At 72.2% G+C, this 19,852-nt stretch carries 17 protein-coding genes and 2 pseudogenes; 6 read left to right on the top strand and 13 right to left on the bottom strand.

The annotated features are described in order from the left end of the window. The coding region (locus FREUN1FDRAFT_RS46965; protein WP_232295495.1) for a hypothetical protein at positions 1 to 297 on the bottom strand (297 nt) is incomplete at its 3' end. A 178-nt stretch (positions 298 to 475) separates the two neighbouring features. On the opposite strand from FREUN1FDRAFT_RS46965, the gene FREUN1FDRAFT_RS31320 reads away from it, so the two are divergent. Beyond that, entirely contained in the window at positions 476 to 1,000 is a 525-nt protein-coding gene (locus FREUN1FDRAFT_RS31320; protein ID WP_006544339.1) for a flavodoxin family protein, read from the top strand. 22 nt (positions 1,001 to 1,022) lie between these two features. On the opposite strand, the gene FREUN1FDRAFT_RS31315 is transcribed toward FREUN1FDRAFT_RS31320, so the two are convergent. Then, positions 1,023 to 1,916 carry a universal stress protein gene (locus FREUN1FDRAFT_RS31315; RefSeq protein ID WP_006544338.1) on the bottom strand — a complete coding sequence of 298 codons (894 nt, stop codon included), beginning with the start codon at positions 1,914 to 1,916 and terminating at the stop codon, positions 1,023 to 1,025. Between the two features lie 378 nt (positions 1,917 to 2,294). Here FREUN1FDRAFT_RS31315 and FREUN1FDRAFT_RS31310 point away from each other — a divergent pair, with 378 nt between their 5' ends. Next, a complete protein-coding gene (locus FREUN1FDRAFT_RS31310) occupies positions 2,295 to 3,653 on the top strand; it encodes an acetyl-CoA hydrolase/transferase family protein (RefSeq protein WP_006544337.1) in 1,359 nt (452 codons plus the stop codon). 14 nt (positions 3,654 to 3,667) lie between these two features. On the opposite strand, the gene FREUN1FDRAFT_RS31305 is transcribed toward FREUN1FDRAFT_RS31310, so the two are convergent. Continuing rightward, positions 3,668 to 5,218: an AAA family ATPase gene (locus FREUN1FDRAFT_RS31305; protein ID WP_006544336.1), complete on the bottom strand. Its 1,551-nt coding sequence runs from the start codon at positions 5,216 to 5,218 to the stop codon at positions 3,668 to 3,670. Positions 5,219 to 5,688: 470 nt separating this feature from the next. On the opposite strand from FREUN1FDRAFT_RS31305, the gene FREUN1FDRAFT_RS31300 reads away from it, so the two are divergent. After that, on the top strand, positions 5,689 to 5,955 hold the full coding sequence (locus FREUN1FDRAFT_RS31300) for a hypothetical protein (protein WP_006544334.1): 267 nt from the start codon (positions 5,689 to 5,691) through the stop codon (positions 5,953 to 5,955). A gap of 234 nt (positions 5,956 to 6,189) precedes the next feature. After that, positions 6,190 to 6,918 (top strand): hypothetical protein, encoded by a 729-nt coding sequence (locus FREUN1FDRAFT_RS31295; RefSeq protein WP_006544333.1) that lies wholly within the window; start codon positions 6,190 to 6,192, stop codon positions 6,916 to 6,918. A 75-nt stretch (positions 6,919 to 6,993) separates the two neighbouring features. On the opposite strand, the gene FREUN1FDRAFT_RS31290 is transcribed toward FREUN1FDRAFT_RS31295, so the two are convergent. Continuing rightward, positions 6,994 to 7,788: a PP2C family protein-serine/threonine phosphatase gene (locus FREUN1FDRAFT_RS31290; protein WP_006544332.1), complete on the bottom strand. Its 795-nt coding sequence runs from the start codon at positions 7,786 to 7,788 to the stop codon at positions 6,994 to 6,996. Between the two features lie 415 nt (positions 7,789 to 8,203). Here FREUN1FDRAFT_RS31290 and FREUN1FDRAFT_RS31285 point away from each other — a divergent pair, with 415 nt between their 5' ends. Continuing rightward, complete coding sequence (locus FREUN1FDRAFT_RS31285) at positions 8,204 to 9,955, top strand: GAF domain-containing protein (protein WP_006544331.1); 1,752 nt, start codon at positions 8,204 to 8,206, stop codon at positions 9,953 to 9,955. Between the two features lie 117 nt (positions 9,956 to 10,072). Here FREUN1FDRAFT_RS31285 and FREUN1FDRAFT_RS48305 read toward each other — a convergent pair. From FREUN1FDRAFT_RS48305 to FREUN1FDRAFT_RS31235, 9 genes and pseudogenes are all read right to left on the bottom strand, one after another. Beyond that, positions 10,073 to 10,458, bottom strand: a pseudogene (locus tag FREUN1FDRAFT_RS48305) (hypothetical protein); the annotation flags it as partial. A gap of 39 nt (positions 10,459 to 10,497) precedes the next feature. Beyond that, positions 10,498 to 11,259: a hypothetical protein gene (locus FREUN1FDRAFT_RS31275; protein ID WP_006544328.1), complete on the bottom strand. Its 762-nt coding sequence runs from the start codon at positions 11,257 to 11,259 to the stop codon at positions 10,498 to 10,500. Next, positions 11,256 to 12,470, bottom strand: coding sequence for a cytochrome P450 (locus tag FREUN1FDRAFT_RS31270; RefSeq protein WP_006544327.1), 1,215 nt, complete (start codon positions 12,468 to 12,470; stop codon positions 11,256 to 11,258). Before FREUN1FDRAFT_RS31270 ends, FREUN1FDRAFT_RS31275 begins: the two co-directional genes overlap by 4 nt. Before the next feature lies 1 nt (position 12,471). Then, complete coding sequence (locus FREUN1FDRAFT_RS31265) at positions 12,472 to 13,872, bottom strand: hypothetical protein (protein WP_006544326.1); 1,401 nt, start codon at positions 13,870 to 13,872, stop codon at positions 12,472 to 12,474. After that, positions 13,869 to 14,411 carry a hypothetical protein gene (locus FREUN1FDRAFT_RS31260; protein ID WP_006544325.1) on the bottom strand — a complete coding sequence of 181 codons (543 nt, stop codon included), beginning with the start codon at positions 14,409 to 14,411 and terminating at the stop codon, positions 13,869 to 13,871. The genes FREUN1FDRAFT_RS31265 and FREUN1FDRAFT_RS31260 overlap by 4 nt, the downstream gene beginning before the upstream one ends. Further along, positions 14,408 to 15,019, bottom strand: a complete 612-nt coding sequence (locus FREUN1FDRAFT_RS31255; protein ID WP_157475634.1) for a hypothetical protein — start codon at positions 15,017 to 15,019, stop codon at positions 14,408 to 14,410. Before FREUN1FDRAFT_RS31255 ends, FREUN1FDRAFT_RS31260 begins: the two co-directional genes overlap by 4 nt. A gap of 509 nt (positions 15,020 to 15,528) precedes the next feature. Next, positions 15,529 to 17,022: a serine/threonine-protein kinase gene (locus FREUN1FDRAFT_RS45435; RefSeq protein ID WP_006544322.1), complete on the bottom strand. Its 1,494-nt coding sequence runs from the start codon at positions 17,020 to 17,022 to the stop codon at positions 15,529 to 15,531. A 312-nt stretch (positions 17,023 to 17,334) separates the two neighbouring features. Further along, complete coding sequence (locus FREUN1FDRAFT_RS31240) at positions 17,335 to 18,900, bottom strand: sensor histidine kinase (RefSeq protein WP_035954996.1); 1,566 nt, start codon at positions 18,898 to 18,900, stop codon at positions 17,335 to 17,337. A gap of 8 nt (positions 18,901 to 18,908) precedes the next feature. Next, positions 18,909 to 19,538 (bottom strand): response regulator transcription factor, encoded by a 630-nt coding sequence (locus FREUN1FDRAFT_RS31235; protein ID WP_006544320.1) that lies wholly within the window; start codon positions 19,536 to 19,538, stop codon positions 18,909 to 18,911. Between the two features lie 115 nt (positions 19,539 to 19,653). Between FREUN1FDRAFT_RS31235 and FREUN1FDRAFT_RS31230 the strand changes: the two are divergent. Beyond that, a pseudogene (locus FREUN1FDRAFT_RS31230) lies at positions 19,654 to 19,852 on the top strand (iron ABC transporter substrate-binding protein); the annotation flags it as partial.

Genomic DNA, 19,852 nt, shown 5'->3' with positions numbered 1-19,852 from the left:
GGCTCCCGCGTCGAAGAACCGCCATAGCACGGCGAACGTGGACAGGTCGAACTGCGAACTGAGCTGGCCGAACACCAACATGAACCGACCAGCCCGCCTGCGTCCCATTCCGTGAGGCCCTTCGGTGAGCTCGGGTGAATCTTGCAACGTTTCCAGTGGCAACGGTTGTATCGGGGCAACCGTGCACTGGGCCGCGTCGTCGAGCCTGATCGAGGGCTGTCGCTCGACATGTGTTCGGATGGTGAGATCGCCCGTGGCGCGTTCGGTCGACTCTGGCTTGAACGGATCATCCTGCACGGCAACGCGAAGACACCGGAGCTAAAGCCAGGTGAACTGAAGTACGGTCCAGAGCGCCGGGACCAAAGTCATGAAGATGCAGGGAAATGGGGTCTCCCACGCCTGGTGCGTGAAGCATGAGAATGCAAGTATCGGACGATTCGTCCGGTAGGGGAACGGCGAACAGGCAGGCGCCACGATGGCCATTCTGATTGTCACTGAATCCTATTTCGGCAACACCCTCATGATTGCCCGTTCCATCGCTGCGGGCCTTGCCCGCGTGGCTGGTGCCGAATCCGTCACCGTTGTCGGCCCCGACCGCGCGGCGGCCGGGACTCCTGCCGATCTGAAGCTCCTCGTGGTCGGCGCACCTACCCATGGTTTCTCGATGCCGAGGCAGCAGTCCCGGCGCCAGGCCGTCGAGAAGGGCGCTGTCGCGGGGGAGGAACCTGGTGCTGGAGTCCGGGAGTGGATCGAGCGGATTGCCCTCCGGCCGGATCTGCGTGTGGTGTCGTTCGACACCTCGGTGAAGATGCGCTTCCAGCCGGGCACCGCCTCGAAGGCGATCTTCAGGGCGTTGCGAAAGCGCGGTTTCCGCTACTCCGAGCGGGGTCCGAGCTTCTACGTCACCGGGACGGAAGGGCCGCTGGTCGATGGCGAGGTGGAACGAGCCGAAAGGTGGGGTGCGCAGCTGGGGCGGTCGCTGAAGCAGAAGACGGTTTAGCACTGCGAGTGTCAGTTACCTCTTAGCCGGTCGCCCGGACGACGGCGACTGGGCAGTCGGCATGGTGGACGCACTGGTGGCTGACCGAGCCGAGGAGCAGCCCGGCGAACCCGCCGTGCCCGCGGGCGCCGACGACGAGCAGGCTCGCGTCGGTGGACATCCGGAGCAGGCCGGATGCCGCCGCGTCCTCGACCAGCACCCGCTCGATCCGCAGGTCGGTGTTGTCCGCCTGTACCTGCGCGACGCGGTCGTCCAGCAGCGCCCGCGCCGCCTTCTCCAGGATCGGGACGTCCAGCCCCACATACGTCCCCGGGTAGAGCGGGGCCGCTGGGAACCAGGAGTGCACGACACGCAGGCTGGTCTCCCGTGACCGGGCCTGCGCCGCCGCCACCCGCAGCGCCGTGACCGAGGCCGCGGAGCCGTCGACACCGACGACCACCGGGCCGGCCGGGCGGAGGTGACCGGAGCGCACGACGACCACCGTCGAGTTCGCCCGGTGCAGGCAGACGTCGGTGACCGACCCGGCGAACAGGCGATGCTTGCGGTTGGCCCCGTGCAGGCCCAGGACCAGCATCTCCGCGTCGGTGGAGGCGTCGAGTAACGCCTCGGCCGCGTCCCGACGCTCCACCTTCTCGACCATCGCGGTGGGCCCGGAGAGCTTGGCTGCGCGGCCGATCGCGGTCTGCAGCACGTGGTAGGCCGCGGCCTCGGTCTCATGTTCGCCCGCCGCCCCGGCGCCCGCCTTCTCCGCGTCTGCTGTCGCGGTCACCGAGGAGACAGCGGGCGGGCAGTGTTTCGGATCCCAGGCGAGCATGACGGTGAGCGGGCAGTCCTGCCGGCGCGCCTGCGCCATCGCCCACCGCAACGCCTCCTCCGCGTCGGCCGACCCATCCACTCCGACCACGATTCCGGCCATCGCATTCTCCTTCAATTCGTCGTCCTACGCGGCGACCAGTCCGCACCGACGTCTGGTGCACCGTTGCCGGCCGGGTAATCTGGGCCCCGGGATCGTCCGTTGTGGTCCGACTCTCTCCACGGCAAACGATTCCCGATTCGGGCCGGGCCGTCAGGGGACGATCGGGGCGCCCGGCCGGCAGACCTCCAGCCCCACGCCGACGGGACCTTCGGTCCGTGCTCCCTCGTACGCCCGGACTGCTCCCCGGCCTACTTCATCAGAACTGGGGGAACGGCCGTTTCCTGACGTCCCTGCTAGCTGGGGAGATCCCGGCGGGCGCGACGGAGGCGGCGCCGACCCGCCGGTCGGACCATCAGGGACACCCGGGACGATGCGGCCATGCGGATCGTGAGCGAGCAAGCCCTCGTGGACCTTCTCGCCGCCAGGCTGGCGGACCGACCGGATCTACCGGTCCGGCCACCGCTGATAGTCGCGGCGGGAAACCTCGCCACGCCGGCCGTCGTGGTGGACGCGCTCGATCGAGCGGTGCCCGCGTACCGCCTGTTCGTCCTCAACGCGCAGTTCGGCGTCCCCGAACGGGAGGGCGTCCGGCCGGTGACGCCGTTCGTCGGCCCCGGCATGCGCGGACACCACGCGCTGGAGTACCTGCCCAGCAGGCTGAGCCTGGTCCCCCGGCTGTTCGCGGGCGCGCACCGCCCGGACGTGGTCGTCCTGCACACCAGCCGCCCGGTCGACGGACAGGTGTCGATGGGCACCGAGGTCAACATCCTTCCCGCGGCGGTGGAGGCGGCCCGGGCGGCCGGCGGTCTGGTCGTCGCGCAGGTCAACCGCAAGATGCCCTACACGTTCGGCGACGGTGAGATCTCCTGCGACGCCGTGGACCTGGCGGTCGAGGTCGACGTGCCGCTGGCCAGCCCCACCCCGCGGGCGGCCGGCGATGTCCAGCGGGAGATCGGAGGCAGGGTCGCCGCTCTGGTGGCCGACGGCGCCACGCTGCAGCTCGGCATCGGGGCGGTGCCGGACGCCACGCTCGCCTCGCTCAGGGGCCGGCGCGGGCTGCGGGTGTGGACCGAGACCTTCTCCGACGGTGTCCTCGCGCTGGACCGGGCGGGTGCCCTCGACCCGGACGCCCGGCTGGTGACCAGCTTCGTGTTCGGCTCGGACGAGCTGTACACGTGGCTCGACCGCAACCCCCGGGTACGGCTGCTGCGGACCGAGACCGTCAACGATCCCGGGGTCATCGCCCGCCAGTACGCGATGACCTCGATCAACACCGCGCTCCAGATCGACCTACACGCCCAGGCGAACGCCTCCTACCTGCGCGGCACGGTGTGGTCGGGATTCGGGGGGCAGCCGGACTTCGTCACGGGCGCCCTGCACGCGCGGGACGGGCAGGCGATCATCGCCCTGGCCAGCTGGCATCCCAGGGCCGACGTGTCGACGGTCGTGCCCGCGCTGACCGAACCCACGACCAGCTTCCAGCACAGTCATGTCGTCAGTGAGCAGGGCACCGCCGCGCTGTGGGGGAGCAGCCAGCAGCAGCAGGCCCGCGACCTCGTCGAGAAGGTCGCGCATCCCCGCGCCCGCCCCGCTCTCGCCGAAGCGAGTGGTGTCCCGCCACGCCGGGAAACCAGGCCGTACACCCCGCCCCCGGGAAGTCAGCCGGCCGTGTCGAGAACCTCGGAGAGCGGGCGGCGTGGGGTCGCCGGCAGCGCGGGGGCGGACGGGTCCGGGTAGCCCACATGACGCTGTCATCCTGCCGCCCGCCGCGCCGCCCGTAGAACGCCCTCAGATGTGCGCGCGAGCGGAAGAGTCCTCGCCTCGGGCCAGGGATCGGCGGAAGTCGGCCCGCGCGTGGACCCCAATCCGGATGCCCGGCTGATCGGCCGGAGCGCCGACGCCGGCTGTGCCGCTACCTGGGCGTGAGCGGCCGGTGCGCACCGGAGCTGGACGAGGTCGGCCGCGGTGGCCTGGGCCAGCGCCGCCGCGCGGTGGCGGTCGCGGCGCAAAGCCCACGGCGCGTCGAGGACGACGGTCTCGCCACGCTCCGCCGCGATGCGCGCCTTCCGCAGCAACTCGTCGTACCCGGCGTCGGCGTCATCGCCGGTCGCGCCGTCCGGACCGCTGTCGGCGGCCCCCGTGGCCGTATCCGCGGTGGCTGTGGTCTCGGCGCGCAGCAGGGTCCATCCCTCCGCTTCGGCCAGGGCCGTGGCCAGCTGGCTGCGCCCCGACTCCGGGGGGCCGCCGACGAGCACGAGTCGCACTCGCCCGCGGCGCAGGCTTGCCAGGGCCAGGGCGGCGAGCGTGCGTGCCTCGGCGGCGGCGGACCTGTCGCCCTGGGCGTGCCGGGTGCAGGCGACCTTGCAGCGGACGAACGCCCGGTAGGCGACGTAGAGGTGCTCCAGCGACCGGGGGTGGCTCTCGGCGGCGTACTCGCGGTAACGCTCCAGGAAGAACGCGGCGAGATCAGGGCGGCCGAGGCGTTCGAGGTCCATCGCGAGGAACGCGATGTCCGCGAGGATGTCACCGACGCGCAGCCGCTGGTCGAACTCCAGGCAGTCCAGGATGCGGGGCCCGTCGTCCAGGCAGTAGATGTCGTCGGCGAGCAGATCGCCGTGCCCGTCCCGGATGAGCCCGCGGCGCTGCCGCTGCCGGAGCAGGGGCTCGCGGCCGGCCAGGTAGCGGGTGGCGAGACGGCCGATCGCGTCGATGGTGGCGGGGTCGAGAACAGTGCCCACGTAGGGCTGGACGCCTGCCATGCCCTCCTCCCAGAGCCTTCGCAGCGCGGCCGGAGAGGCGGCGTCATCGATCTGGGCGGAGGTCTCGCAGCGGCTGTGGAAGTCGGCGAGGAGGCGGGCTACCGTCCGCAGTTCTCCGGTGACGTCCCTCCCGGCGGCGACGAGCCCGGACAGCCTGCGATCAGCCGGGAGACGCCGCATGACGACCAGGTGGTCGCAGAGCTCGCCGTCGGGACCGACCACGTCGGCGACACCCAGATAGACGTCCGGCGCCAGCCGCCGGTTGAGCTCCACCTCGGAATGACAGGCATCCCTGCGGGCCTCCCGCGTGCGGAAGTCCAGAAATCCCAGGTCAGCCGGCTTCTTGGTCTTGTAGACCCGGTCGCCCAGGAAGACCAGGACGGACGTGTGCGTCTCGACGAGCCGGGCCGGCTGGTCGAGACGCACAGCCGCGTCCGGGGCCGTCGACCTGCCAGAGCCGGGCCGGAGGGATACCGGGGTTGCCGCCCGTTCTGGGACCGCCACCGCGGTAGGGACCGTGCCTGCTGCTGTCGCCACACCCATGTCTTGACCCTGCCCCCGAAACGCTCCGGGCACGGCATTCCTGAGTAGCACGGACGGGGTTCGAAGGTCCCGGCCGGCCGGGACCAAGGAAGGAGACGGCGAGAACGGCGTGCCGGTTCGCGCGGGACGTCAGACCACCGGGCCCAGGCCGGGCTGTTGGTGGGGTTCCGGCTCGGCGCCGCCGGAGTCGAGCCGGAACGGGGGGTACTCGTCGGTCATCAGGGCAGCGTAGGCACCGACCCGAAGCACCCAGCGGTTGAGTCCGACGAGGCCGCCGTCTACCCGATGAAGCAGGCCGGCGAGTAAGACCGCGGGCGCTGCGCCGCGAGGCGGCCCGTGCCGGCGCGGTTCGTCCGCCCGTGCCGTCGACGGGACCTTTCTCCCGGTTCCGTGGCGACCTTCGCCTTCCTCACCACTCCTCGGGACGGGAACACCAGTGGTGTACCGGATGGTTCGAGGAGGCGGAAGTCATGAAGACCATTTTCGTCGCGCCGCAGGTGTCCGCCCGGCCGGAACCGGTCACCGACCCGCCGCTTCTTCCCGCCGCAGGTGTCCGCCCGGCCGGAACCGGTCACCGACCCGCCGCTTCTTCCCGCCGGACCCGGCCGTTCGGAGCCCGCGCGGCTGTCGGCCGGGACCCCCGATCCCGGCTCGCCCGCGGCCGTGTCCTCGGCTGTGGAACGAACGGTTCCGGCGGTGGCCCCATCCGCGCCGGTGCGGTGCGCCTCGGTGGCTAACACCCGCCTTGATCTCACCGCGGTCGTGGTCGTCGGAGAGCTGGCGATCGGTGCGGTGGCTGTGGCGAGGCAGCTGGCCCGCCACCAGCCCGCGCCCCACGCGGACGTCCGGATGGGCCCCGGCGGCTGGGTGAGTCTGCGCGGCGGGAGCGTCCGGCTCCGGGGGCACCGCTGCCAGACCGGCCACGGCGCTCATCACCGTCACATGGGCTCGCGTCGATCGCGGAGATCGCGATGAGAGGGCCGAGGGCTTGGGCGTCGGCGCGCGGCGGGCTGGCGCGAGCCGCGATGGGAATGCTCCTCACCGGTGTTCTGCTGGGGCTGGTGAGCTGCGGCAGCGGTTCCGACAGCCGCGGATCGGGCGGTGGAGCTCCCACGGCCACCGTCTCTCCCGCTCCCTCGGCGAGCCGGACCTCCACTGCGTCGCCGGGCCCGTCCTCGCCAGGTTCGGTCTCTCCGGCCCCGACGCGCATCACGGCCGTCCCCGCGCCCGCCCCGTCCCCGACGGACGTGCCGCGGCCGGTCGTCTGGTCGAGTGAGCCGCGCCGTGCGGACCGCGTACTGCCCGGCTCGGCGACGGTGGTCGGGGTGCGCAGCGGGCACAACGTGGATTCCGGCGTCGCCTTCGACCGGCTGGTGATCGAGTTCGCGGACCAGGTCCCCGGCTACGACGTGCGGTACGTCCCCGACGTGCGTTCGCCGGGCGAGGGCGCGGTGGTCGCCCTGCGGGGGCAGGCGTTCATGGAGGTGGTGCTCTTCCCCGCCGTGGCCCACGACGAAGTCGGCACCCCGACGTTGCGCACCCCGTCCACCGGCGGCGGCCATCCTTCGCTCGTCCAGTACCGGATGTCCGGCGACTACGAGGGCTACGTCCACCTCGGCCTGGGCGTTGACGACCGGGTTGGCTTCCGGGTCCTCGAACTGTCGAACCCGCCACGGCTGGCGATCGACCTGGCGGCATGAGGCCCGCCCTGCCCGCGGTGGCACTGGCGCCCGCGGCGGGCAGGCGGGCGCGGGTGTCCGCCGCTGGGCGTGGGCCTATCCCGCCAGAGCCGACCCGGCCGAGGCCCGCACGCCCGCACTGATCGCGGCGCCGCGGGAGCGGCCACGGGCGCGACTGTCGCCGCCGTCGTCGTCGGGGCGCGAGAGCACCAGGGCGGAACGGTCGTCGGCGGCACGCCGGGTGAAGGTCGCGACCTCGGTGAAGAGCCGATCGAGGACGTCGGCCCCGTCCGTCCGGCCCCGTCCCGCGTTCCGACGGCTGCCCGCGGTGACAAGTCGTGCGAGCCCGAACTCGGCGCCCGCGGCGTTCCTCGCCTCGGCCAGGCCGTCGGTGTAGAGGAGCAGTGACTCACCCGGCCCGAGCCGCAGCGTCCGGTTCGACCAGATCGTCGTGCCGGCGAAGAGGTCGGACAGCAGCGGACCGGTCGGGCCGAGCAGCCTGCCGGGGGCCGGGCCGTCCGCCTCCCGCGAAGGCTCGCCGTTCAGGACGACCGGGGCGGGATGGCCGGCGTTCGCGTAGGTCACCGTGCCGTCCGCCTCCGCGATGGCGACGAAGGCGGTGGCGTACATCTCCCCCATGTCGCCGAGGTCCGCGATCTCGGCGAGAGCGCCGGCGAGGGCCTGACCGGGATCGGTGCCCAGTTGGAGCCGGTCCCGCAGCAGGCGGCTCAGCAGCAGGGCGAGTGCCGCCGCCTGGCCGTCGTGACCGGCGGCGTCACCCATGCTGACAGCCAGCCGTCCTCCGGCCAGTCGCAGGACGTCGACCCAGTCGCCGCCAGCCGACCCCGGCTGCGACGGGCGCTTGCGCCAGGATGCGCTGAGATCGTTCATCACCGGTCACCTCTTCTGGATCGTCACCGGCTTCACCTCCGGCGTGGGTGGCGCCCTCCTGAGCGGTGTTCTGCACGGGACTCCCACCGGGCCGCTGGCTTCCGGGCCCGCAGGAGTGGACGCACTACCAGCATCGAGACCACCCCGGACTGCTGAAAGGGACCTTCGGCAGGCGGCCCGCAGGGCAACGTCCCGAACGGGGGCGCTCGAAGGTCGGGCCGCGGGGCGGCCGGGCCTTCGCCGTGCCGCCGCCGTGTCGTCGGGAGAAGGGGCCGGGAGGGCCACTTTCGCGTATTCTGCTGACGTGGCGGCAAGATCACAGGTGGCTGTCTCCCACTCCGCGGACGGGGCGCGTTCGGCCGATCCGCGGACCGACGCCCCGCAGGCCGGGCCGGCTGTCCCACCCGCGCCGCCCATGGGCGGCGGGCTCACGTTTCCCGCGGTGGCCAGGCTGGAGCTCGACGACCTGCTCGGCCAGCTGGTCGAGCGGGCCCAGGACGTGCTGGCCACGCAGGGGCGGTTACGCGGCCTGCTCCAGGCCAACCAGGTCATCACCACCGACCTGCGGCTGTCCGTCCTGCTGCGGCGCGTCGTCGAGGCCGCCTGTGACCTGCTCGGGGCCCGCTATGGCGCCCTCGGCGTCATAGCGCCCGACCGCACGCTGGAGGAGTTCGTCCACGTCGGCATGGGGGAGTCGGACGTCGATCGGATCGGGCATCTGCCGACCGGGCACGGTCTGCTGGGCCTGCTCATCGACGACCCTCGCCCGCGCCGCGTCGACGGCATCGCCGGTGCCGCCGGCTCCCAGGGCTTCCCGGCGGGGCATCCGCCGATGACGACCTTCCTCGGGGTGCCGATCATCGTGCGGGGGGAGGTGTTCGGCAACCTGTATCTGACTGACAAACAGGGGGGCGTTCCCTTCACGGCCGAGGACGAGGAGCTCGCCCTGGCCCTGGCGGCCAACGCCGGCGTGGCGATCGCGAACGCGCGGCTCTACGACGAGTCGCAGCAGCGGCATCTGTGGATGACCGCGTCGGCGGAGGTCGCCCGGCTGCTGATGGCGGGCGCTGACGACGCTCTCACCGCTGCCACGCGCCGGGTTCAGGACGTCGCCGGCGCGCCCTTCGTCGCGCTCGCGCTGCGCACAAGTGACCACGCTGACCCGGACGGAGATCCGGACCACGGCGGGTACGTCCGGGTAGCCGCGGCGCTCACGGTGCCCGCCGGCGAGGGCGGGGTTGGCGTCCCGGCCGAGAGCGACACCGAGCGCGTCGGTCGTCTCATCCCGCTCGACCACACGCTGACCGGACGGGTGATCGGCGAACGCCACGCCCTGCGCGTCGACGACGCCGAACTCGACGCGCTCGCGGACGAGCGCGGCCCGCGCACCGGACCGCTCCTCGTCCTTCCTCTCATCACCGGGGCCGAGCAGTGCGTCGGCGCCCTGCTCGTCGGGCGGGACCGCGGCGCCCGCGCCTTCACCGACAGTGACCTCGACATGGCCGCGGGCTTCGCCAGCCACCTCGCCGTCGCCCTCGAGCTCGCCCGGACAAAGGCCGACCAGGAACGCCTGCGGGTCCTCGCCGACCGCGGCCGGATCGCCCGCGACCTGCACGACCACGTCATCCAGCGCATGTTCGCCGTCGCTCTCGGCATGCAGGATCTCGCGCAGTACGAGAACCCGTCGAACGCCGAGCGGCTCAGCGGGTACGTCGAGGACATCGACGCCACCATCAAGGACATCCGTCGCGCCATCTTCGAGCTGCGCGGGCAGGGGCTCGCCAGGCGCGGCCACCTGCACGCCGCCCTCGACAAGATCGCCGCGGAGGTGCGGCCCGCTCTCGGTTTCGCCCCCGTCGTCGCCCTGACCGGTCCCCTCGACACCGTCGTCGACGACCGGCTCGCCGACCACCTCCTCGCCGTGGCCCGCGAAGCCCTGACCAACGCCGCCCGGCACGCCCACGCCACGCGGGTCGAGATCCGCGTGGCGGTGGAAGGGGACACGGTCACCCTTGAAGCCCTCGACGACGGTGTCGGCCTCGGTGACGCCGCCCGCCGCAGCGGCCTGGACAATCTGCGGGCACGGGCCGAAGGTCTCGGCGGCACCTTCTCCGTGACGGCCGCACCTACCGGTGGGACCCACCTGCGCTGGATCGCACCCCTCTGACGGGCCTTGGTGCGTCTGGCGCGGAACACCGTTTCGGGCTACCGCACGGGCGTAACCGGCCTGGCCGCCGCCTTTCCAGGATTACCTCGGGTCCGTTCCGCCGCGGGACGAAGGACTTCAGATCAGGTAGGGCCGGCCGCGGGTGACTGCGGTGCGCTCCCACCAGCCCCCGAGACCGAAGGAACGACCGGCGCCGAAGACGGCGAGAACACCGAGGAGCAGGGCGTAGATCAGGTGGTCGTCCATGAAGGGGTTGTTCTCCGGGGGAAGAACCGCGGCCCACAGAGGACGAGCAGAGTGGCACCCGTGACGGCGGCGGCGCGCATGCCGACACCGAGGACGAGGGCGGCTCCGATACCGGCCAGGCCGATCATGAACAGCCAGTCGGCCCAGGCGGCGCCGGCGATGTCGTGGTAGATCCCGGCGAAAGGTCCGGTGGCCGCGTGGGCCAGGAAACCCTCGGTGGGGCTGCCGCCGTTGACCCAGGCCTGGGCTGAGGGGGTCTTCGGGCGTCGGCGCGCGGCGCTCCACTGGGGAGGAGGTCAGCCCGGTCGGGGGTTGCGGTGTGCCTGGAAGACGCGCAGCGCATGCGCGCCGGCGGGGGTCCTCCGAGATTCGTCGATCATCGCGCGCAGTGGCGGCGGGGTGTCCCGCAGCGGCGGTATCGCGCCGCCGAACTCGTCCGGCCAGACCACCGGCGCGGCCGCCACCGCGAATGCGAGGTCCGACAGCGTGAAGCGGTCGCCGGACAGGTACGGCCGGCCGTCGGCGAGCCGCTCGCCGACCGCCCCGAGCACCGTCCCGATGGTCGCGGCGGCCGCCCGCTCCCTGGTCGCCGTCAGCCGGAGCAGCCCGCGCAGCAGGCAGGCGAAGAACGGGTAGCCCACCCGGACGGCGGCGCGTTCGACCGCCGACGTGCCGTCGCCGAGGGCGTGCACCATCACCGGCCGCAGCGGCAGCAGGTGGTAGTAGGCGAAGACCGTGGTCGCGCTGCTGAGAGTGCGGTGGAAGAGCCTCCAGTCCGCCGCCAGGTCGGCCGGGTCGGCGTCGTCCGGCCGCAGCCGCCGTTCCGGCGCGGTTCGCGCTTCCAGGTGGTCGACCATCTCGGCGACCGTGGCAAGCTCGGTGCCGCCGTCCAACAGCAGCGGGAAGCGCACCGTATGACCGCGCCGCACTGTGACGAGCGAGGAGAAGACGAGCGTGTGCCGCTCTTCCCGATACGGGAGGCCGTAGTAGGCGAGCATGAACCGGCTGAACTCGCTGTCCAGGCTTGGTGGGAACGTGACCAGCGTCGCCTCGGTCACGACCGGCCCGCCCGCCGGATCCGCAGGCCGGCCGGGTACGGCCCATCCCAGCGCAGGTTGCCGGCGCGGACGAGGTCGCCGCCCTCCAGCAGCGCCATGGTGAGCGCCGGCAGCTGCACCCGGTTGATCTGCAGGCCGAAGCAGGTGTGCAGCCCGTGCCCGAAGTGCAGGTAGTCGCCCCACGCCCGGCCCGGTCGGAAGCGCCCGGCGTCGGGCACCACCGAGCCGTCGAACATCGCCGATCGGGTGGCGACGAGCACCCGTGTGCCCGCCCGGATGACCGTCTCCCGGCCGGTCCCGGCCGCGAGCACCCGGTCGGCCGCGCAGACCCGCAGCAGCGCCCACGTCTGGGGGCGGAAGCGCAGCGCCTCGAAGACGTACGAGGCGACCAGCTGCTGGTCGCCCGCGCGGGCCGCCCGCTGCGCGGCGGCGAGCTCTTCAGGCCGCCGCAGCAACTCCTCCACCACCATCGCGAACGCCTTGGACACCGTCGGGATCCAGCCGGTGATGAGGCCGATGAGGTTGTGCCGGATGGCGAGGTCATGCAGGCCGCCGTCCTGCTCCTTCGCCTGCAGCAGCCGGGTGAGGACGTCGTCCCGCACCGGGGTGTCGGTCGCGAGCAGCGCCTTCCTCGCCGCGATCAGACCGTCGACGTGCGGCCGCATCTCGGCGGCGTCGGCGAGCGCCCGCGCGCGGATGGCGGCGTCGTTCGACGCGTTCAGGAAGATGTGCTCGAAGAGGTTGCGCGCCCACCGCAGCTGGGTGGCGGTGTCCGGGCCGGGCGCGCCCAGGTAGCTCGCGACGATCCCGTCGAGCACCGGGTCGGCGAGGTCGTGGACGACGTCGAGCTCACCGGTGCCGGCGGCGGCGACCCGGGCGCGGGCGGCCGCGAGCACCTCGTCGCCGATGGCGGGCACGTCGTCCCGGCGCATCACGGCCCGCAGTGCGGCGTGGTCGTACCGGTATAGCGCGGTGTCGTCCAGCCCGAGGATGAACGGGCCGGTGATCTCGGCCATCTTCGGCGTGTAGTGCGCGACCGTGAAGTGCTCGTGGTCGCCGAGCACCGCGCGCACGTCGTCGGACCTGGTGACGACCGTGAACGGTCCGGTGGACAGGATCGGGCGGAACCGCCGCAGCAGGGCGAACACCCAGCCGGAACGGTCCCCGAGCGCGTCGCTGAGCCCGCGGGGGCGAGGGGAGACGGCACCCATGTCAGCCCGCCGTCCCGGCCGCCACGGCGCCGAGCCCCGTGATGCCGGGCACGAAGAGGTACTGGCCGCCGCGGGTCGTCACGAACGTCGGCTGGGGGCCGAGGAAGAACGGCGGCTCGCCCGGCACGGTCATCTTCCCGCTGCCGTCCGCGGGCCCGCGGATCAGGAAGTCCTTGTCATGGCCGAGCCCGAAGACGTTCCCGTCCTCCAGCCACTGCACCTGCACACTCTCGAACTGCCTGGAGATGCTCGCGACGTAGCAGACGAAGATCAGGCCGCGCTGCTGGCCGTCCGGCCCGGTCGCCTCCGGCGGGAGGGGCGGCCCGTATGGCACCCCGCGCCGCAGCATCCGGTGCCGGAAGCTCAGCAGCTCACCGAACCCGATCGAGTCCCGCGGGTTGGAGCGGCGGATGTGGGCGCCGAGCGGGCAGCGCCGGCCGTCTGCGTCCACGTCGTGGTAGAGGAAGTCGTTGGCACCCGGATCGTTCCCGCGGAAGTCGGCCGCCGGGCCGTCGGGGGAGAGCACGATCGGCGTGCCGTTGCGCCAACGCCCGACGATCTTGGCGGCGAGCTTCTCCTCGTCGCCGCCGGGAAAGGCCGCCGCGGACGTGCGCAGCGTCTCCCGGAAGAGCGCGACGTCCTGCTCCAGCTTGCGCCACACGCCGTAGGTGCTGTTGCGCCCGAGCGGGCCGGCGGGGGCGCTCGGGAGATCCTGACCGTCGCTGTCCCGGCCGGACTCGTCCGGATACCCCAGAACGAACTCGCCGAGGGCGAGGCCGCGCCAGCCGTCCTTGTCCCGCACGCCGCCGCCGGGTGCCTTCTCGTCGGTGACGCCCTCCACCGCGGGCTGGGCGAAGCCGTCCGCGAAACCGAAATGCTCGCGCACTCCGGGCAGCAGGCTCGCGTGTTCCTCGTGCATCAGGGAAAGGCCCTCGTACCGGCCGAGATCGGCCCGCAGGTCGGCGAGCCGGCCGGTCAGGTCGTCCTCGCTCAGCGCGTTGACGATGAGAATCACATGCGCCCTGGCGGGGGTGTCCCAGTACTCGGGCGCGGACGTGCCCACGTCGCCGAGCTGGGCCGCGCGCGCCGCCATCCCCGCGCGGAACTCGTCCGAGAACGTCGCGAGCAGCTCGGCGGAAAGGCCGAGGGCGCGCAGCCCGTCGTAGGTGAGGGCGACATTCAGCGTGGTCGCGGGCTTGCCCGCGGTCCACGGCCGGGCGCTGGTGACGTCGTCCACGAGACGGCCGAGCCACCGCAGCCCGGCACGCGTCTCATCCACGTTCACGAAGAGGTAGGTCGTGCGCGAGTAGTCGTTCCCGTAGGCACGCAGGATCCCGCCCTGGATGTCGGCGAGATCGGGCACCGGCGGCGTCCGCCGGATCCGGGGGGTAGCGATCGTCATGGCCGGAACTCCTTCAGGAAGGCCGCGCGGATCGCTGCCGGGCCGGCGGGCTGGGTGTCGACGAGCAGGCGGACGAGCCGGTCGTGCACGTCCAGCGCCGCCGTCACCGCCTGCACCGTCGCGCGCGGGTAGGCGGCGAAGAACAGCCCGGTGCCGATGGCGTTGTGCCGCAGGTAGCGCGCGAGCCCCGCACCGGTGGCCGGCCGCGGGCAGCCGACACACCGGCCCCAGATCTCGGGCGCCTCGGCTGTCAGCGTGTCCGCGACGGCGGCGAGGTAGTCGTCCGCAGACCCGTCGACGTTGCTGGTGAACAGCAGGTGAGGGGAGCCGAGCGGGTCGGGAGCGGGCTGCTTCGGGTCCGTCACGAGGTCGGGGAGGATCACCCAGCGGGCGAAGTGTGTGCCTGGCACCCGCGCCAGCGGGCTCCCGCCGGGCGCGTCACTCAGCCCCGTCAGGTAGCTCTCCAGCGCGTCCCGCTCGCCCGGCACGATCGGCGTGAGGACGGTGACCGGGCTCGCCTGTGCACGCCGCGCCCTCACAGCAGGTCCTGGGCGTCGGTGAGGAACGCCGACCAGGCGCCCTCGAACTCGGCCGGTGACAGCCGCACGGCCCGCTCGGCGAAGTCGGCGACCGCGGGAGCCAACGCCAGGGCTTTCCGCACCATCGTCGCCGTCGCCTCCGGATAGGCCGAGTAGTAGTGGGCGGCTTCGAGCTCGTTGCGGTGGATGTAGTCCTTGAACGGACCGGTCGGGAGCGCACCGGGGAAGCCGTACGAACTGGCCCAGAAGAGGCTCATGCCGCGCGTCAGCACGTAGGAGAAGGCGTCGATGTACTCCTCCCACCCGTCGTTGAAGTTGCTCTCGAAGAACAGGTGCGGGTAGCGGAGCCGGGTCCGCGGCGCGGTGTCGCCGTTCGCGGGCAGCTCGCGGATCAGCGTCCACCTGGCGAAGTGGATGAACGACAGCTTCCGCAGATCGCGGGTCAGCGGCGGGATCAGCCGCAAGGTGGTGAAAAGGAGAGGAAGCCAATGCTTTCCCCACCATTTCACCGTGCTGAAGACGGTGATGGCGATGGCCTGCCCGTCGATGTTGCCGGCGCCGGTGCCGGTGGCGGTCCCGACGGCTGTTCCAGGCTCGGAGACGGTCACCTCGGGTACCCTTTCCTGTCGGTGGAATCGCAGGACGAGAAGGTACGCGGTACGGTCCTGGAATGCCACTCGGATGTCGGGTGATCGGCAGTTCTACCGTCATGATTCCGGGTTGCGCCAGCTTCTTCGAAAAACACGATTCCGAGTCAGGCGGGAACGAATGAACCGTATACAGTCGAACGGCTCACACTCGGCGGATCGACTCATTCACGGCCTGGACCGGCTCGGCGCGGCCGGCTGGGAGCCGGCCGCATTCGCGCCGGAGCAGGGCGACCGGGCCACCAGCTTCTTCTTCAGGATGCGTTGCGACTTCTTCAGGATGCGTTGCGACGTCGCGACCGCACACCCGACCTGACCGGCCGGCACGACCCACGGGGAGCCTCAGGGCGCCGCATCACCGGCCCGCGGGGGAGCCTCGCGCCTCGGATGTTGCGATCGAGGTGGTCGTGCGCGGTTCTGGTCTGTCATCCGGTCAGGTCGAGCTGGTGCCCGCCGACCCGTGTGAAGGGCTACGGCGCCATCGCCCAGCGCACGGGGCCGCTGGCGAGCCTGCCGTCGAGCTGGCGGTTGCCGGTCCCGTCCGGGTTCATCATCCGCATGGTGCCGTTCGCACCGAAGAACCTGGCGGCGCTGCCGTCCTGGACGTAGACGAGGGCGCCCTGCGGTGACCAGCTCGGATGCCAGGAGCCGGGCCCGGCCGCCTGCCGCAGCCCGGAACCATCCGCGTTCACCAGGTAGATGCCGCCGCCGGTGGACACCCCGAACGCGACCGCGCCGCCGTCTGGCGACCACGCCGGCTCTACGGCACCCGCGCCCGGCACCGGTGAGCCGGCCAGCCTCCGCAGGTTACCGTCGTCCACCGACAGGACGTAGATCGACTGGTCGTCGCCGCGGCGCAGCACGATCTGGTTCGACGTCGACCAGGCCAGCTCGTAGGCGTCGGACACAGTGGCCAGCCGGCGGCGGTTGCCACTGCCGTCCGCGTTCACCGCGTACACGCCGCCGATGTTGCGGGCGTAGGCGATGGTGCCGCCGTCCGGGGAAAAGGCCGGGCTGTCGGACGAACCATTCGGCTCGTCGCTGACCTGCCGGGAGTCGGTGCCGTCGGTACGTACGCTGGTGATCTCGCCGTCGGCGTTGGTGTAGGCGACCCGGCTCGCGTCCGGCGACAGCACGGGGTTGTCCCCGAGACCCAGCAGCCGCTCGTTACCGGTCGGGTCCACGACGACGATCGGACTGACGTTGATGGAGCTGTCGGCCGCGTACCGCTTGAACACCCGCCAGCCCGCCGCCTCGGGTAGCGACCCGTCGCCCACCGCCAGCGTGACGGTGCCGCCAGGTGACACCTCGTCGCCGGCGGCGGGCTCGGTGCGCAGCACCAGTCCCCGCCTGGTCGTACCGCTCTGCTGCGTCGTCGTCCGCACCTCCAGCCCGCGGCGGCGCAGCTCGTCGGCGATCTCGACGGCGACCCGACCCCGGTAGTCGGCGAGCGTGACCGGCCTCCCGGCCGGCGTGGCGGTGGACGTCCCCGACGGGGTGGCGGTCAGCGTGCCACCATCCCCGCCGCCGGCGCCGGGATCGTCCTCGCCGCTGCCCGGACGAAGCGGGCCGAGCAGCAGCGACGTCGTCACGACGGCGGCGAGCAGCACCAGCGAGCCGAGCGCGGCCAGCAGCACCGCCACCGGCCGGTGCGTCCGGCCTGTCGCCGCGTGGAGGATCACGCCTCCCCAGGCGTAGATGTCGGCGGCGGGGGTCAGCGGATGCCCCAGGGCCTGTTCGGGGGACATGAACGCCGGGGTACCCACGATGCCGCCCTCGCGGGTGTGCATCGTGGTGGTCTCCAACGCCCGGGCGATCCCGAAGTCGATGACCCGGGCGCCGGAGGGGGACAGCAGGATGTTGCCGGGCTTGAGGTCCCGGTGGATCAGGTTCGCGCTGTGGATCTGGCTTCCAGCGGCGTCACGTGGGACGGGACGTCCGCCATCAGCGCTTCGCACCTCCACCAGCCGCTGCTCCGCCACCCGGATCTGACCCGAATGTCGCGGTCAGGACGCTGCTCCCAGTATGCCTCCCGACCTTTCCAAGCCGGTGAGAAACACCGGGCCGGTCGACAGACCCAACCCCGCTGTGTTGGTACCGCCGGGCTGGCTCGGCGGGGCTGGTCCGCCGGTGCGAGCACTCCGGTCAGCCCGTCGTCATGCTCCTGATGCATCGTCTACCAGAGCTGCATCGTCTACCAGAGAAGTCCGCCGACCAGATCGGCGATGCCCGTTGCCCCTTATGCGGCTGGTGCGGACCGTGCCTGCCTGCCCGACCTACCTAGGGCGGCCGCGGCGCGGCCAGGATGCTCGCGGGCGGTGGCCCCCGCCGGACCGCGGTGGCCCGGCGGACATCGTGACGGTCGCCGTCGTCCCGGCTCCCGGCGCGCTTGTCACTGTCAGCCGCCCGTCGTGGTCGGTGAGGAGGCGATGGACGAGACGCAGACCGATGTGGTCGGGCGGGGCGGCGACGGCAGGATCGAAACCGGCGCCGTCGTCGGTGACGAGGAGCTCGACCGTCCTGGCCTGGTCGCCGGGCGGCGTGCTGACGCGGACCTGGACCGTGCGCGCCGACGCGTGCCGCGCGATGTTGCGCAGCAGCTCGGTGGCCACCTGGCAGAGGATCGAAGCGGTCTGGCTGTCGACCTCGCAGGGATCCTCGACGATGACCGTCACGATGGGTTCCGGTTCCAGCCCGGTGGTGAGGATCTCGGCGGCGAGCTGGTGGAGGGCGGCCCGGATGTCCGTGTCGGGCGGAGCGGACGTCAGCAGCTCTGTGAGCATCGCGCGCAGCTCCTGCGTCTCGTGGGCGAGCAGGCCCTGGACATGTGCGAGAACCAGATCGCTCCCGGCCCCGCCAGCCCCAGCTGTTCCGCCAGCCCCGGTGGCGCTGGCGGCGGGCGGGGCGGGGCCCGCGGTGGCGGGAGGGGGCGAAGGTGCGATCCGGGCGCGGTCGAGGAGGAGGCCGGCCGCTGCCAGGCTCGGAATGACATGGTCGTGCAGACGTCGCGCCAGCCGTTCCCGGGTGAGCTGGGCGGCGGCGAGCCCGTAGCGCCGCGCGGCGCGGGTCTCCGCCCGGTCGCGCTCGACCCGCCGGGCCATGGCAATCGACAGCGGCATCATCGCCGCGGTAAGGAGGACGGCGCCCGCCAGGAGGACCGGTAGCAGCACCCCGGTGGCCTGCCGTGCGATCCCGGCCGGCCGGACCGGTATGTAGAGCTCCAGGTGGGTCGGGCTGCCCGCGGCGTCGAGGAAGCCGAAGAAGACCTCCAGCCGGTTACCCGGCAGTGACGTCTCGTACTGGTGAGCGGCGTCCCGCGGCACCTGTTTGACCACGACACCGCCGGCCTGGAGCCGGTCGGTCATGCCTGGCGCGCGATACCCGGTCCGGCCCTCCAACTGGGGGTCGTCGGAGAACACGATGGTGGCGTGGTCGCCCCGGACGGTGAACAGCTTGACGCGGTCGACCATGCCGGCCGACAGGAACGGGGTCATCCTGTCGCGCAGGTCGGACCGGTCGAAGCTGTCGGGCCGGGAGTAGTCGTGCCGGGCCATGGGGCCGAGCACCGTCGCGGCTACCTGCGCGGCCACCTGCTCGGCGTTCTCCCGGGACTGGTCCTGCGCGAACCGCCAGAGTCCGGCGACGACCAGCGCCGACAGGAACACGGACATCGCGGCCGCGACGACGACGTGCCGCAGGACGACGCGGCGGACGACCGGATGCTCACGCGGTCGGCCCCGGGAGGATGGTGGTGTCATCGCCGCGACGCCACCGGCCGCGTCGGCCGTGTAATCGCCTGCGGTCGGCGGTGTCGGCGTCGGCGGGTGCTCGGTAGCGGTCAACGGACGGCTCAGTACCGTGAACCGACGGTGACGAGGCCGAGACTGGTCGCGGACACCACCGCCTCCAGCTGGCTGCGCGCGCCGAGCTTCGCCATGAGTGCCTTGATGTGGTCGCGCGCGGTGTACAGCGAGATGCCCAGGGTCGCAGCGGTCTGCTGGGCGTCCCGTCCCTGCGCGAGTTGGCGCAGCACATCCAGCTCGCGGGGGGTCAGCCCGACGTGGCCGACCGACGCGGGCCGAGCGGCTCCGAGGTCGACGACCGGATCGTCGCCGCCTTGGCCGCGCAGCGCCGCGGTGATGCGCACCATCGGGGCCTCCTTGGGCAGGAAGGCGGCGGCGCCGGCGGCCACCGCGCGCTTTGCGAGGTCGGGCCGGGCATGGGCGGTGAGGACGACGATCCGCGCCGCGGGCCGCAGCAGTCCCAGCCGGGTGACGACCTCGATGCCGTCGAGGTCGGGCAGGTCGAGGTCGACGACGGCGGCGGTGACGTCGAGGGCCGCGGCCATCGCGAGGCCGTCCCGGCCGGTGTGCGCCTTTGCCACGCTGCGCACATCGGGTTCGAGGCCAAGGGCCAGGCAGAGTGCCTCGGCAAATATCCGATGATCGTCAATCACCAGGAGTGACAACGATGATGCCATCGGTTCACGGCCCTCCGCGTGTGCACGTTCGACCCCCGAATTTTAGGGGGATTCGGTCGATATTAACTGAGCCTAACCTCCTTTCGTCAGGTGTCATCTGTCAAAGGAGTCCCCCGTGCCGACCGCCCGACGTCTGCTTCTCACGGCCGTGGCTGCCTGGACCGGCCTGGCCCTCGCTGCCTGCGGGTCCGACAGCTCGCCCGCGTCCTCGGGTCCAGACGGCGCCCTGGTGCTCTACAACGCGCAGCACGACGAGGTCGGCAAGGCGTGGGCGGACGGATTCACCGCGAAGACCGGCATCAAGTGGATATCCG

It is taken from the genome of Parafrankia sp. EUN1f (genome assembly GCF_000177675.1).
Classification (GTDB): Bacteria; Actinomycetota; Actinomycetes; order Frankiales; family Frankiaceae; genus Parafrankia.
The sequence above is the reverse complement of the archived record's forward strand: the minus strand, read 5'-3'. Positions and strand labels throughout refer to the sequence as shown.